The sequence below is a fragment of the Brevundimonas guildfordensis genome (assembly GCF_014836405.1).
Lineage (GTDB): Bacteria > Pseudomonadota > Alphaproteobacteria > Caulobacterales > Caulobacteraceae > Brevundimonas > Brevundimonas guildfordensis.
Window position 1 is genome coordinate 510745 of record NZ_JACSQU010000002.1, and the last position, 13411, is coordinate 524155.

The window sequence follows — 13411 nt, forward strand, 5'->3', positions numbered from 1 at the left end:
CCGTGGAGTGGCGGTTTGAGCGGTTCTGCGTCCTGCGGCGCCCGGCAGGATTTGCCGATCGTAAACGCCTCGTTAACCAAAACAGGGCCACACCCGGCAGGTGAGGATCGGGGCGGCTTGGGCATGCTGAAACTGAAGCTGGGCAAGAAGAAGAGCGAGGCGCCGGCCAGCGACGACGCGAACCTGCCCGCCGTAAGCGAGGCCGCGCCGGGCGCCGAAGGCGAAGACGGCGCCGCAGAGGCTCCGGCCAAGAAGAAGATCCCCCTGCTGTTCATCATCATTCCGGCCGCCCTGGTGGTGCTGGGCGGCGGCGGCGCGACCGCCTTCATGCTGATGAAGCCCAAGTCCGCCGAGGCTGCGGGCGATCACGCGGCGCCGGCCAAGGAAGAAAAGAAAAAGGACGGCGGCGGTCACGGCGGCGCCAAGGAAGGCGAGGCGGCCCCGCCCGGCGGCGGCAAGATCGCGGCCGGTCCCGACGGCGTGACCTTCTACACTCTGCCGGACATGATCGTGAACATTCAGTCCACGGGCGGACGTCCGACCTATCTGAAGCTGCGGCTGACGCTGGAGATGAAGGACGCCTCGCTCGCCTCGCACCTTCAGGCCGAGGCGCCGCGCATGCAGGACATGTTCCAGGGCTTCCTGCGCGAGCTGCGGCCCGAAGACCTGGCAGGGTCGGCCGGGTCGTATCAGCTGCGCGCCGAGATCCTGCGCCGGGTCAATCTGATCGCCGCGCCGGGCAAGGTCGACGCCGTGCTGATTGAAGAAATGCTCGTGCAGTAATGAGCGACACCCTGGCGCCCGACACCGAACTGGACCCCTTCGGCGGCGAAGCCGACCTGGGCGCCGACCTGGGCGCGGGTCTGTCCGAGCGCGTGCTGAACCAGGATGAGATCGACAGCCTGCTGGGCTTCGACATGGGCGGCGGCGACGATGACGAGCGCAGCGGCATCCGCGCCATCATCAACTCGGCCCTGGTCTCGTACGAGCGCCTGCCGATGCTCGAAATCGTCTTCGACCGCCTGGTGCGGCTGATGACGACCAGCCTTCGCAACTTCACCTCCGACAACGTCGAGGTCAGCCTCGACACCATCAGCTCGATCCGCTTCGGCGACTATCTGAACTCCATCCCGCTCCCCGCCATCCTGGCGGTGTTCCGGGCCGAGGAGCTGGACAATTACGGCCTGCTGACGGTCGATTCCAACCTCATCTACTCGATCGTCGACGTCCTGCTGGGCGGGCGGCGCGGCACGGCGGCCCTGCGCATCGAGGGGCGGCCCTACACCACGATCGAGCGGGCGCTGGTGCAGCGCATGGTCGAGGTCATCCTCAACGACGCGCGCCAGGCGTTCGAGCCGCTGACCCCCGTCCACTTCAATCTGGACCGGCTGGAGACCAATCCGCGCTTCGCCGCCATCGCGCGTCCGGCCAACGCCGCCATCCTGGTGAAACTGCGCATCGACATGGAAGACCGCGGCGGCCGGGTCGAGCTGCTGCTGCCCTATTCGACGCTGGAGCCCATCCGCAAGATGCTGCTGCAGCAGTTCATGGGCGAGAAATTCGGGCGCGACAACATCTGGGAAGGCCACCTGGCCACCGAGCTCTGGACCACCGAGACCGAGGTGCGCTGCGTGCTGGACGAGCAGCAGATGCCCCTGTCCAGGGTGCTGGACCTGAAGGTCGGCGACACCCTGATGCTGAACGTGAGCCCTGAGTCCGAAGTGTCGGTGCGGGCCGGGTCCATTCCGCTGACCACCGGCAAGATGGGGCGCAGGGGCCAGCACATCGCCGTCCGCGTCGAAGGCCCCATCAGCACCGACGCCGCCGCCCGTATCGCCAGAGGGAACAGCTGACATGACCGGCATCATCCTCGACTCCATCCTCATGCTGCTGCTGGTCGCCGCCATCGGCTACGGCATCAAGCTGGAGAAGAAGCTCAAAACCCTGCGCGAGGGTCAGCTGGCCTTCGCCGCCGCCGTGACCGAGCTGAACAGCGCCGCCGGACGCGCCGAACAGGCTCTGGCCACCCTGCGCGCCTCGGGCCAGGAGACGGACCTGCTGCACGACCGCATCCTCAAGGCCCGCGCCGTGAAGCAGGAACTGGAAGTGCTGATCGCCCGCGCGCCTTCACGTCCCGCCGACAGCCGCATCGAAACGCGCGAGGACGAGCGTCGCGCCGCCGCCCGCGCGCAGGCCGCCATTGAGCCGGCGCTCGAGGCCGAGCCCGTCCGCACCTCGTCGGTCGCGCCCTTGCTGGACGACGAGGCGCGCGCCCGCCGCATGGCCTCGCTGATGGAGCGCATCGAGGGCGCCCGCGCGGTGATGAAGGCGCCGTCGCCCAAGCCCGCGCCTGCGGCGGAACGCGCCTCGCCTGTGATGCAGGCCCTGGCCGCTAACCATGCTGCGCAACAGAGCCTAAACCGCGCCCGCCGTAGTCTGGACGACGACCTTTTCGCTGCTTGATGTTTGCCCCCATGCCTGACGCGCGGCGTCAGGCGACTTGAGGGGCGATGATGTTGCGCCGCCTTTTTCGAGTTTGACCGATGAGCAAGCTGCCCCGCCTTCTGCCCCTGATCGCCGTCGCCATCGGCGGCGTCGTGGCCGTGCGCGCCGCGGGCGTGGCGCCTGAGCTGTTTCAGGGCGCGACCGCCTGGGCTCAGGAAGCCGTCGCCGCAGACGGCGAGGGGGCCAAGCCCGAGCCCAAGCCCGCCCCGGCCGTCTGCGCCCTGACGCCCGAGCAACTGGCCCAGCAGGCGGGCATTTCCCCGGCCGAGCTGCGCATCATCCAGTCGCTGTCCAAGCGCCGCGACGCGCTGGATGCGCGCGACGCCGACTTCGCCACCACCCTGCCGCTGATGGTGGCCGCCGAGCAGAAGCTGGACGCCAAGCTGCAGGCTCTGGAGGCGCTCAAGGGCGAGATCGGCGCCCTGGTGGGCCAGGTCGACGAGAAGGAAAAGGCCGAGGCCGACCGCCTGGTCGCCGTCTACTCCGCCATGCGGCCCAAGGAGGCCGCGGCCGTCTTCGCCACTCTGGATGACAGCGTGCGCCTGCCGGTCGCCTCGGCCATGCGCCCGCGCACCCTGGCCGCCATCATGGCGCAGATGCAGCCCGCCGCCGCGCGCGAGCTGACCGAAAAGCTGGCTAAGCGCTTCCAGGCCCAGCAGTACGCCGCCCGCGCCGCCGCCGCCTCGGCCCCTGCGGAAACGACGCCGGCGCCGATCCCAGCCGCCCAACCGGCGGCCGCGCCCGCGCCCGCGCCCGCTCGCGCCGCGCAGCAAACCGCGCCGCGTCGCGCGCCGACGCCGGCCGCCAACCGCCCCGCCGCCCGCCCGGCGACGCAACCTGCCGCCGCTTCGCCCGCCGAGGCCGGCCCGCGCCCCTATGCGGCGGCCGAAGGCGAGGCCCCGGCGACGCCGCGTCAGTCGGTGCAATAGGCGACGGTTGTCGGCCCGGCCTTGCACGGCTATTCAGCCCGCTTCGATTTTTCGCGAGACCTTCCCATGTCCGACGTCCTGCCTGACCGCCTCTCGGTCGATCCCGACAGCCCCTTCCACGACGCCGACCTGTTGGCGCGCGGCGTGGGCATCCGCTTCAAGGGCGAGGAAAAGACCAACGTCGAGGAATACTGCGTCTCGGAAGGCTGGGTCCGCCTGGCCGTCGGCAACCGCGTGGATCGTCGCGGCAAGGCTCTGACCGTCAAGCTGCAGGGCCCGGTCGAGCCCTTCATCAAGGGCGAGTGATCTAGACGTCCGATTTCAGCCTTGGCGGCGAAGCTGAGACTTTCGGTCGCAGGCTTCGCCCGCTAGGGTCCGCGCCTCATTGTAGAGTTGGGGAGGCGCTTTTGTCGTTCAATGCTCGTCTGATGGCCGCCAGTGTTCTGGCAAGCGCTGTGGCGCTCGGCCTGGTCGTCACGCCGGTCCTGGCCCAGGACGCCAAGACCATCCGCGCCGCCGAACAGGTGCGCGACCAGGCGCTGAAGGGCAACATCGCCCTCGACTACGTCACCCAGATCACCACCCGCTTCGGCCCGCGCCCGGCGGGCTCGCGCGCCGAGCAGGACGCCTCGGCCTGGGCCGCCGACTACATGCGCGCCCACGGCTTCCAGAACGTCCGTATCGAGACCTTCCCCCTGATCGGTTGGGAGCGGGGCGAGGAGAGCGCGGAGATCCTCGGCGCCCGTCCGCAGAAGCTGGTCGCCGCCGCCCTGGGCCACTCCATCGCCACCCCTGCCGAGGGCATCGAGGCAGACATCGTCTTCTTCGACGGCCTGGACGCCCTGATGGCCGCGCCGGCCGGGTCGCTGGCCGGCAAGATCGCCGTGGTCGACGGCGGCCAGATGGTGCGGATGCAGAACGGCTCGGGCTATGGCTCTCTCTCGCGCATTCGCAGCGTCGGCCCGACCGAGGCGGCCAAGCGCGGCGCGGTCGCCTTCGTGATGCGCTCGGCGGGCTCGGACGAGCACCGGATGCCGCACACCGGCACCACCCGCTATGTCGACGGCAAGGTGCCGCTGCCGTCCTTCGCCCTCAGCGCGCCGGACGCCGATCAGGTGGCGCGCCTGGTCGGCATGGGCGAGACGGTGCGTTTGCGCCTGAAGTCCACCGCCCACACCTATGAGACCGTCAGCCAGAACGTCATCGGCGACATCGTCGGCGCCTCGCGTCCGGACGAGATCATCGTCCTGGGCTCGCACATGGACAGCTGGGACCTGGGCACCGGCGCCATCGACGATGCGGCGGGCGGGGCCATCACCCTGGCGGCGGCCAAGCTGATCGCCGAACAGGGCCGGCCAGCCCGCACGATCCGCGTGGTTCTGTACGGCTCCGAAGAGGTCGCCCAGCCGACCGACCACGGCAACGGCGGCGGGGCCTACGTCCGCAACATCGGCGCGGGCGTCGAGAAGCACGTCATCGCCGGAGAGAGCGACTTCGGCGCCGACCGCGTCTACGCCCTGGGCCTGCCGCCGGGCTCGCAGGGCACGGACTTCGCCAAGGTCGCCGAGCGCATTCTGCGTCCGCTAGGCGTCCTGCCGGGCGAGGCGGAGCTGTTTGGCGGGGTCGACATCGGCCCGCTGGCGCGCGCCGGGGTTCCGGTCTTCGGCCTGCGCCAGGACGGCACGCGCTATTTCGACCTGCACCACACGGCCGACGACACCCTCGACAAGATCGACCCGGCGCAGATGACCCAGAACGTCGCCGCCTGGGCCGCCCTGGTGCGCCTGATCGCCGATTCAGATGTGGACTTCCGGGCCGCCCGTGCGGCACAGGAGGCGAAGCGCTGAGGCGCGACCTGCGAGCGTGGCGGAACTGGTAGACGCAAGCGACTTAAAATCGCTCGGCCTCGGTCGTGCGGGTTCGATTCCCGCCGCTCGCACCATTTAAGACCGGTCTGATCCGGCCGGACCGGCGTCCGGGCGACCCGAGGCTTCAGCGCCCGCGTTTTCGAACGCGGGCGCTTTTTCGTTCGGCCATTGGCCGCTGCGCTTCGCGAACGATGAGCAATCTTCAGAATGTATGAGTGCTTGATTTGCAGGCTTATCCTATTGCTTTCTGGGTATTTAATACATGAGTTTTCTGATTTAGATGATCTTGAGTAAGTGATCGCTCTATCGGGCAAGTATGCCTAAAAATATGCTGCCTGTATGACGCGAAGTTCTCAAAGCCGGCCGCGATTGAGCCGCTATTTTGTCAACCCTATCGCAGTGCACAAAAATTTTACCTCAACTTAGCCATTGATGTATTAGGGTCTCTTCTCGTGGTCCCGAGCGTTGGGCCGCGCTGGCGCGCACGGCGCGCCGAACATTGCGCCTGGCTTGCTGTCGGGCGAACGCAACCGTGACATCTCGTCTGCCGGCGCCTTGGGGCGCGGCGGCGTCTTTGCGGCTGCGCGTAAGGGCGGGCCGGGGGCTCGCTGCGGACAGAGACAGGAGCGCAGGCGCGCGTGGACGACGTACAACTTCAACAATTGGGCGGGCCGCTGACGGTCGGCCTGCTGGTGCTTTTCTTCGGCCTGACCATGCTGATTTCGCTGCGGATCAGCCGACGCAAGGAAAACGCCGACGCCTACATGACCGCCGGCAACGGCATCGGTCTGGGCGTCTCTGCCGCCTCGATGACGGCGACGTGGATCTGGGCGGCGTCGATGTACGCCTCGGCCACCTCGGGCTACGTCTACGGCATCTCGGGGCCGATCCACTATGGGCTGTGGGGGGCGCTGATGATCCTGTTCATCTACCCCTATGGCCGGCGCATCCGCGCCGTGGCGCCCAATGCCCACACCCTGGCCGAGGTCATGTACGCCCGCCACGGCCGCTCCAGCCAACTGATGCTGGCGGGCTCCAACGTTCTGGGCAGCCTGATCAGCCTGACCTCCAACTTCATCGCCGGCGGCGCCCTGATCTCCATGCTGTCGCCGTTCAGCTTCAGCCAGGGCATCGTCGTCATCGCCGGCGGGGTGCTGCTTTACACCCTGTGGTCGGGCTTCCGCGCCTCGGTGCTGACTGACTTCATCCAGGTCTGCGCCATGCTGGGCGCCGTCATCGTCGTCATTCCGGCGATCTTCTTCGCGATGGGCGGCCCGGCCGTCTTTGTCGAAGGCGCGTCCAACCTGACGCCCCAGCAGACCAGCTTCTTCTCGTCCGACGCCTTCCTGAACCAGGGGGCGCCCTATATCGCCGCCGTCCTGGCCTACGCCATCGGCAACCAGACCATCGCCCAGCGGCTGTTCGCCGTGCGCGAGGACCTGATCAAGCCGACCTTCATCACCGCCACTATCGGTTATGGGGCGACCATCATCGGCATCGGCATGCTGGGCGTCGTGGCGCTTTACGCCGGGATCGACCCGATGGGGGGCGACCTCAACAACCTGATCCCGCAACTGGCCGGCACCTATTTCGGGCCGGTGCTGCTCAGCGTCTTCTTCATCATGATCATCGGCTCGCTGGCCTCGACGGCGGACTCCGACCTGTCGGCCCTGTCATCGATCATGATGGCCGATGTCTACGGCCGCGCGGGCAAGCGTAGGGCCAACCCGCGTCTGATGCTGACTGTCGGCCGCGTGACGATGATCGTGGCCACCGCCGCCGCCCTGTATTTCGCGGGGGCGCGCATGAACATCCTGGACCTGCTGGTGCTGGTCGGCGCCATCTGGGGTGCGCTGGTCTTCCCCGTCATCGCCAGCTTCTATTGGGAGAAGGTGACCAACAAGGCCTTCACCGTCTCGGTGCTGGCGGCGCTGGCGATCTTCTTCCCGGTGCGCTTCGGCTGGATCCCGATGGACGGCGCCGTCGGCTATGTCTTCGACGTCGTCGCCGTGGTGGGCGTCGGCGTGGTCGCCGGGCTGATGACGTTCGGCTTTTTCGGCGCCCGGCCCGCGCGCATCGTGGGCGTGATCGCCGCCCTCGCCGTGGCCCCTTTCGCCATCGGCTTCCTGCATGACTACGCCGTGCTGAGCGGCTCGCTGATCGCCTATGCCGTCAGCACCGTGATCTGCACCCTGATGTCCCTGTCCAACCGGGCCGGCTTCGACTTCTCGCGCATCGCCAGGATGACCGGAAACTTCGACGTCGAGGACACGGACCCCGTCCCCGCCTCAGCGCCGGCCTCGGCGCGGACCGGCCCGCAAATCCCTCAAACCCGCTAACAGGAGATCGCTATGACCCCTTTCTGGCTGACGACCTATGTCCTGATCTGGCCCGTCATCGTTGCAGGCGTGCTGGCCTTCATCGCCCGCGCCTTCTTCAAGGAATGGCTCGACGCCCATCGACGCGGCGAACCGATGATCTGATGTCGAAGGGGGCCTCGGCCCCCTTTTTCATGCCCGGACGGTTGGACCCGTCATTGCGGAGGGCTAGGGGAGGGGTGACGTTCCGCTTCGCTTGGAGTTCCTGATGATCCGCAGTCGCCTTCTCGCCTCCGCCCTGGGCTTGACCCTCGGGCTTGTCGCCATGAGCGAAGTTGCACATGCGGCCGAGGCGACGACGACCCCGGCGGCGGCCTCCGCGAGCGAGCGAGCCTCGCCCTCGCTGATCGTGACGCTGGTTGTGGACCAACTCAGCGCCAATCTGTTCAACCAGTATCGCAGCCAGTTCACGGGCGGGCTCAAGACCCTGGCCGATCAGGGCCTGGTCTCGATCAATGGTTATCAGACGCACGGCGTGACGGTGACCTGCGCGGGCCACTCGACAGTGCTGACCGGCGTCCACCCGGCGCGCAGCGGCATCCCGGCCAACGACTGGGTCGACACGACCACGGGCGAGACGACCTATTGCCTGTCCGCGCCGCAGAACACGCTGGCCCACGGCAAGAACACCGACAACGGCCCCGTCGGCCCCGACAACCTCAGCGCCTCGACTCTGGGCGACTGGCTGAAGGCGGTCAGCCCTGAAAGCCGCGTCTATGGCGTCTCGGGCAAGGATCGCGGCGCCATCACCCTGGCCGGCCACAACGGCGACGGCGCCTTCTGGCTGACCGACAACTTCGGTTTCACCACCTACGTCGAGCCGGGCCAGTCCGCCGAGGCGCGGCTGGCGCCGGTGGCCGGCGTCAACGCGCGCATGATCGACCGCTTCACGCGCGAGGCGCCGCGCTGGACCTATTCCAACGCGGGCTGCCGCCGCCTGGAGGGTCAGTGGACCATTTCGGGCCAGACGTTCGACGCCAAGGTCCCGCCCGTTGGCTTCCGCCTCGACAACTCGCCCATCCTGGACGAGCTGACCATCGAAGGCGCGATCGAGCTGATGGACGGCCAGCAACTGGGCCGTCGCGGCGTGACGGACATGCTGGGCGTCAGCCTGTCGGCCACCGACCGCATCGGCCACGGCTACGGCACCCAGGGGCCTGAGATGTGCGAGCAGATGCTGCGTCTGGACGCCGCCCTGGGCGTGTTCCTGGACAAGCTGTCCACTGTCCCCGGCGGCGCCATCGTGGTGCTGACGGCCGATCACGGCGGCTCGGACTTCCCTGAACGGTCGTCAGTGGAGGGCTATTCCCACGCCGGCCGGGTCGACCGCGCCCTGCAGCCGCGCGTCAACGCAGCGCTGAAGGCTCGTTTCGGCCTGGACGCCGATCCTCTGGTGTCGTCGGCAGGCGGCTTCGTCATCGTCGACAAGGACCGCAAGTCGCTGGCCGAACCGCTGCGTTCGCAGGTGCTGGCGGCCGCTGTCGAACTGCTGAACGGCGAGCCGCAGGTGGCCCTGGCGGTCGCCCGCGACGAGCTGCTGGCCGAGGCTGCGCCGAACTCGATCCACCCCGAAGACCTCAGCGTGCGCGAGCGCCTTCGCCTGTCGGCCGTGGCGGGCCGCTCGCCCGACATCCTGCGCGCCTGGCAGCCGGGCCTGACCGGCCAGGGCCGGATCGGCGGCGCCATCTCCAGCCACGGCTCGCCGTGGGATTACGACCGCCGCGTGCCGATCGTCTTCTGGTGGCCGGGAGCGGAGGGCCAGGAGCGCTTCCTGCCCATGCGCACCATCGACATCGCCCCGACCCTGGCCAATCTGATCGGCGTCGAGCCGGGCGCCGCGATCGACGGGCGCTGCATGGACCTGCCTCAGTTCGCCAAGGGCCGCTGCGCGGCGGAATAGCTCGCGCCGAATGTCATAAACTCGTGTTTCCATTGCGGGAGGCGCTCTTACGCCTCTCGCGTTTCATTGGCACAAAGGCTTGAGAAACGCTTCTGAGGGGAGGCGTCTGGCCGTTAGAGCCGCAAGAGGAAATCCGTTCATGCAAAGAGCCCGCCGCGCGCGCATCGTCGCGACACTCGGACCCGCCAGCCGCGCGCCGGGAACCGTCAAGGCGCTGGCCCAGGCCGGGGTGGACGTCTTTCGCCTGAACTTCAGCCACGGCTCGCACGACGATCACGCCGCCGCCTTCAAGGCGGTGCGCGGCGCCGAAATGGCGCTGAAGCGGCCGCTGGGCGTGCTGGCCGATCTGCAGGGCCCCAAGCTGCGGCTGGGCCGCTTCGCCGATGTCGAGATCGACGTGAAGCCCGGCCACAAGATGCGCTTCGACCTGGACCCGGCTCTGGGCGACGAGACCCGGGTGCAGATGCCGCATCCGGAGATTTTCCGCGCCCTGCGCACGGGCATGCTGCTGCTGATCGACGACGGTCGCGTGCGCCTGCGCGTGGGCGAGCGCACCGACGAATGGTGCGACGTCACGGTCGAGAGCGGCTCCAAACTGTCGGACCGCAAGGGGGTCGCCGTGCCCGAGGCGGTGGTGCCGGTCTCGGCCCTGACGCCCAAGGACCGCGAGGACCTGGCCTTTGCGCTACGTCTCGGCGTCGACTGGGTGGCCCTCAGCTTCGTGCAGAAGGCCGAGGACATGGCCGAGCTGAAGCAGATCGTCGACGGTCAGGCCGCCTGCCTGGCCAAGATCGAGAAGCCTCAGGCCCTGAACGACCTTGAGAGCATCCTCGACTACTGCGACGGCGTCATGGTCGCGCGCGGCGATCTGGGCGTCGAGATGGAGCCGGAAGAGGTGCCGGTCGCCCAGAAGAAGATCCTGCGCGCCGCCCGCCAGCGCGGGGTCCCCGCCATCGTCGCCACCCAGATGCTGGAATCGATGACCAGTTCGCCCGCCCCGACGCGGGCGGAGGCGTCCGACGTCGCCAACGCCGTCTATGAGGGCGCAGACGCCCTGATGCTGTCGGCCGAGACGGCCGCCGGCGACTATCCGCTGGAAGCGGTGGCCATCATGAACCGCATCATGGAGCGGGTGGAGCGCGACCCCCTGTGGCCAGGCCTGATGGACGCCGAACACGCCGGGATGGACATAGACGATGTCGACGCCCTGGTCGCGGCGGCGAGGAAGGCGGCCGAGGCTTCCTCGACCGCCTGTATGGTGGTGTTCACCACCCTGGGCGGCACGGCCCGGCGCATGTCGCGCGAGCGGCCGCTGCAGCCCGTCCTGGCCCTGACGCCCAAGCCCGAGACGGCGCGCCGGCTGGCCCTGGTCTGGGGGCTTGAGCCGCGCCTTGGAGATCAACCGGTTTCACTGGAAGGTCTGACGGACGATGCGGTCCAGGCGGCCATGCTTTACGGCCTCGCCGAGCCCGGCCAGCGCATCCTCATCCTGGCCGGAACGCCCTTTGGCGCGCCGGGCGCGGCGAATCTGTTGCGTCTGGCCCATGCTCCGGCCCATGCTGCGCCCCGCGGCGGACAAGGGGCGAGGCGCGCCCGCGGAACCTGACGGGACGGAATGATCAAATACATCGGCTCAAAGCGGGCGCTTCTGGGCCATGTGGCGGGAGCGGTGCGGGCGGCCCTGCCTGATGGAGGCATGGTCTGCGACCTGTTTTCCGGCACGGCGCGCGTCGGCCACCGGCTGAAGCGCGACGGCTTCCGGGTCTGGTCCAACGATCACAACGCCTATGCCCACGCCCTGGCCACGACCTATGTGCAGGCCGACCGCGAGGTCTGGGCCGAGCGCGCCGAGGCCGTGCTGGCCGAACTGCGGACCGTGAAGCCCGAGGCCGGCTGGTTTACCCGCACCTTCTGCGAAGAGGCCCGCTTCTTCCACCCCGACAACGGCGCCCGCATCGACGCCATGCGCGAACGCATCGAGGCGATGGGGCTGGAGCCGGACCTGAAGGCCGTCGTCCTGGTCGCCCTGATGGAGGCGGCCGACCGCGTGGATTCCACGGCGGGCCTGCAGATGGCCTATATGAAGCAGTGGGCGCCGCGCGCGCTGAAGCCGCTTGAACTGCGCCTGCCCGACCTGCTGCCCGGCGTGCCTTCGGGACCCTGCGTGGCGACGCGCGGCGACGCCGTAGAGGTCGCGGCCGAGGTCGAGGCCGATCTGGTCTACCTGGACCCGCCCTATAATCAGCACTCCTATCTGGCCAACTACCATTGCTGGGAAAGCCTGGTGCTGTGGGACAAGCCGGAGACCTATGGCGTGGCCCGCAAGCGGGTCGACGTGAAGACCCGCAAGAGCGCCTTCAACAGCCGCCCCGGCATCGGCCCGGCCATGCAGGCCGTGATCGAGCGGCTGAAGGCGCCGAACCTGATCGTCAGCTTCAACGACGAGGGCTATCTGAGCCGCGAGGATCTGGTGGCCATGTTGGCGTCGCGCGGTCACGTCCAGGTGCTCGATATCCCCTATCCCCGCTATGTCGGCGCCCGGATCGGCATCCATAATCTCAAGGGGGAGAAGGTCGGCGCTGTGGGGCGGCTGCGCAACGTCGAACACCTGTTCGTCGTCACCGACCGGCCGGTGGTCCTGCCGGTCGCGGCGTGATCTGACGGACGCGCTAGGGCGAACACCGAAGGAACGAAGGCGGCAGACTGTCGTTTTGCAGTCATGCGTTCGTATGCCTCCCCCCGCTCCCATAGTGATTTCGACGCCGCGCGCCGCGCGGCGGGCGATCAGGCCGGGGCCTCCCGGTTCGGGCGGAGACTGCCGATCGAGACGTCTTCCGCCAGCGTCAAACGCCCAGCGCACCGCGACAGCGTGGCTCGCGGGCTGGACGGGTGGACGATCTTCCTGCTTGGCGCCCTCGTGGCTGGCATCATGGGCATGATGCTGGGCGGCGTGCTGTCGGTTTGAACCGTTAAGCGGCTTCCAGCAAAGCCCTGATCGGCGCCCAGCTGCGCCGATGCTCCGGGCAGGGACCCAGCGTCTGCAGCGCCTTCTGGTGAAGGGGCGCGTTGTAACCCTTGTGGCTGGCGAAGCCGTAACCGGGGTAGGTCGCATCCATCTCGATCATCAGCCGATCCCGCGCCGTCTTGGCCAGGATCGACGCGGCGGCGATCGACAGGGAGCGGCTGTCGCCCTTGACCACGGGCGTCACAGCGCAGGGCAGGGGAAAGCGGTAGTTGCCGTCCACCAGGGCGTGGACCGGCGGATGGGCCAGGGCCTCGACCGCGCGGCGCATGGCGAGGCCCGTGGCGTGAAGGATGTTCAGCTGGTCGATCTCCTCCACCGAGGCGAAGCCGACCCCCCAGGCCAGGGCGCGGGCTTTGATGTCGATCTCCAGCACCGCGCGGCGCTTTTCCGTCAGGGCCTTGGAATCATCGATCCCCTTCGGCAGGTCGTCCGGGTTCAGGATCACTGCCGCCGCCGACACCGGCCCGGCCCACGGTCCGCGACCCGCTTCATCAACCCCGCAGACATGACCGTCCCAGGTCGCCCGCGCCTCCAGCTCCAGCAACAGGGTGGGGAAGGGGCGATCAGGCTTGCCGGAAGCTTTTGAGGCAGGGGCTTTAGGCGACGTCATCACGCCCCACTGCCACGAACCCCGGCCGGACGGAAGGGCTGTGAAACAGAGGGCCGGTCGCGGCGGCGCCTCATGGAGAATGGTGGGCGTGGAGGGACTCGAACCCCCAACCAGACCGTTATGAGCGGTCGGCTCTAACCATTGAGCTACACGCCCCCGAAACGCGCGCAAGCCGTGCCTAGCAGGCGGCGCGTCG

General features: G+C 68.5%; 13 protein-coding genes and 2 tRNA genes. 13 read left to right on the plus strand and 2 right to left on the minus strand.

The window, feature by feature from the left end:
* The first annotated feature begins 123 nt into the window (after positions 1–123).
* The 13 genes from H9656_RS11070 to H9656_RS11125 all read left to right on the plus strand — a co-directional run bounded on the left by H9656_RS11070 (position 124) and on the right by H9656_RS11125 (position 12545).
* The gene (locus tag H9656_RS11070; RefSeq protein ID WP_191744294.1) at positions 124–783 is read left to right on the plus strand and encodes a flagellar basal body-associated FliL family protein; all 660 of its coding nucleotides are present in this window, start codon (positions 124–126) and stop codon (positions 781–783) included.
* On the plus strand, positions 783–1853 hold the full coding sequence (gene fliM, locus H9656_RS11075) for a flagellar motor switch protein FliM (protein WP_191744295.1): 1071 nt from the start codon (positions 783–785) through the stop codon (positions 1851–1853). The genes H9656_RS11070 and fliM overlap by 1 nt, the downstream gene beginning before the upstream one ends.
* 1 nt (position 1854) lies before the next feature.
* Positions 1855–2463 carry a DUF6468 domain-containing protein gene (locus H9656_RS11080; protein WP_191744296.1) on the plus strand — a complete coding sequence of 203 codons (609 nt, stop codon included), beginning with the start codon at positions 1855–1857 and terminating at the stop codon, positions 2461–2463.
* Positions 2464–2543: 80 nt separating this feature from the next.
* The gene (locus H9656_RS11085; RefSeq protein ID WP_191744297.1) at positions 2544–3434 is read left to right on the plus strand and encodes a MotE family protein; all 891 of its coding nucleotides are present in this window, start codon (positions 2544–2546) and stop codon (positions 3432–3434) included.
* A gap of 66 nt (positions 3435–3500) precedes the next feature.
* Complete coding sequence (locus tag H9656_RS11090) at positions 3501–3740, plus strand: DUF3297 family protein (RefSeq protein ID WP_191744298.1); 240 nt, start codon at positions 3501–3503, stop codon at positions 3738–3740.
* Between the two features lie 122 nt (positions 3741–3862).
* Positions 3863–5281, plus strand: coding sequence for a M20/M25/M40 family metallo-hydrolase (locus H9656_RS11095; RefSeq protein ID WP_191744414.1), 1419 nt, complete (start codon positions 3863–3865; stop codon positions 5279–5281).
* A gap of 10 nt (positions 5282–5291) precedes the next feature.
* A tRNA-Leu gene (locus tag H9656_RS11100) sits at positions 5292–5376 on the plus strand.
* Positions 5377–5940: 564 nt separating this feature from the next.
* The gene (locus tag H9656_RS11105) at positions 5941–7641 is read left to right on the plus strand and encodes a sodium:solute symporter family protein (protein WP_191744299.1); all 1701 of its coding nucleotides are present in this window, start codon (positions 5941–5943) and stop codon (positions 7639–7641) included.
* A gap of 12 nt (positions 7642–7653) precedes the next feature.
* Positions 7654–7785 carry a putative transporter small subunit gene (locus tag H9656_RS14140; RefSeq protein ID WP_225212445.1) on the plus strand — a complete coding sequence of 44 codons (132 nt, stop codon included), beginning with the start codon at positions 7654–7656 and terminating at the stop codon, positions 7783–7785.
* A gap of 103 nt (positions 7786–7888) precedes the next feature.
* Entirely contained in the window at positions 7889–9580 is a 1692-nt protein-coding gene (locus H9656_RS11110) for an alkaline phosphatase family protein (protein WP_191744300.1), read from the plus strand.
* A 139-nt stretch (positions 9581–9719) separates the two neighbouring features.
* A complete protein-coding gene (gene pyk / locus H9656_RS11115; RefSeq protein ID WP_191744301.1) occupies positions 9720–11186 on the plus strand; it encodes a pyruvate kinase in 1467 nt (488 codons plus the stop codon).
* Between the two features lie 9 nt (positions 11187–11195).
* Positions 11196–12236 carry a DNA adenine methylase gene (locus H9656_RS11120; RefSeq protein ID WP_191744302.1) on the plus strand — a complete coding sequence of 347 codons (1041 nt, stop codon included), beginning with the start codon at positions 11196–11198 and terminating at the stop codon, positions 12234–12236.
* Between the two features lie 63 nt (positions 12237–12299).
* Positions 12300–12545, plus strand: coding sequence for a hypothetical protein (locus H9656_RS11125; RefSeq protein WP_191744303.1), 246 nt, complete (start codon positions 12300–12302; stop codon positions 12543–12545).
* 4 nt (positions 12546–12549) lie between these two features.
* Here the strand turns inward: H9656_RS11125 and H9656_RS11130 are convergent, their stop codons facing one another.
* Together H9656_RS11130 and H9656_RS11135 are read right to left on the minus strand one after the other, a co-directional pair.
* Positions 12550–13215 carry a ribonuclease HII gene (locus H9656_RS11130; RefSeq protein WP_191744304.1) on the minus strand — a complete coding sequence of 222 codons (666 nt, stop codon included), beginning with the start codon at positions 13213–13215 and terminating at the stop codon, positions 12550–12552.
* A gap of 80 nt (positions 13216–13295) precedes the next feature.
* Positions 13296–13371: transfer RNA gene (locus tag H9656_RS11135), tRNA-Ile, on the minus strand.
* Positions 13372–13411: the final 40 nt, after the last annotated feature.

Bases quoted from the DNA above. Each gene is read 5' to 3' on its own strand.
- H9656_RS11070 (WP_191744294.1), top strand. From the start codon at position 124: ATGCTGAAACTGAAGCTGGGCAAGAAGAAGAGCGAGGCGCCGGCCAGC.
- fliM (WP_191744295.1), top strand. From the start codon at position 783: ATGAGCGACACCCTGGCGCCCGACACCGAACTGGACCCCTTCGGCGGC.
- H9656_RS11080 (WP_191744296.1), top strand. From the start codon at position 1,855: ATGACCGGCATCATCCTCGACTCCATCCTCATGCTGCTGCTGGTCGCC.
- H9656_RS11085 (WP_191744297.1), top strand. From the start codon at position 2,544: ATGAGCAAGCTGCCCCGCCTTCTGCCCCTGATCGCCGTCGCCATCGGC.
- H9656_RS11090 (WP_191744298.1), top strand. From the start codon at position 3,501: ATGTCCGACGTCCTGCCTGACCGCCTCTCGGTCGATCCCGACAGCCCC.
- H9656_RS11095 (WP_191744414.1), top strand. From the start codon at position 3,863: ATGGCCGCCAGTGTTCTGGCAAGCGCTGTGGCGCTCGGCCTGGTCGTC.
- H9656_RS14140 (WP_225212445.1), top strand. From the start codon at position 7,654: ATGACCCCTTTCTGGCTGACGACCTATGTCCTGATCTGGCCCGTCATC.
- H9656_RS11110 (WP_191744300.1), top strand. From the start codon at position 7,889: ATGATCCGCAGTCGCCTTCTCGCCTCCGCCCTGGGCTTGACCCTCGGG.
- pyk (WP_191744301.1), top strand. From the start codon at position 9,720: ATGCAAAGAGCCCGCCGCGCGCGCATCGTCGCGACACTCGGACCCGCC.
- H9656_RS11120 (WP_191744302.1), top strand. From the start codon at position 11,196: ATGATCAAATACATCGGCTCAAAGCGGGCGCTTCTGGGCCATGTGGCG.
- H9656_RS11125 (WP_191744303.1), top strand. From the start codon at position 12,300: ATGCGTTCGTATGCCTCCCCCCGCTCCCATAGTGATTTCGACGCCGCG.
- H9656_RS11130 (WP_191744304.1), bottom strand. From the start codon at position 13,215: ATGACGTCGCCTAAAGCCCCTGCCTCAAAAGCTTCCGGCAAGCCTGAT.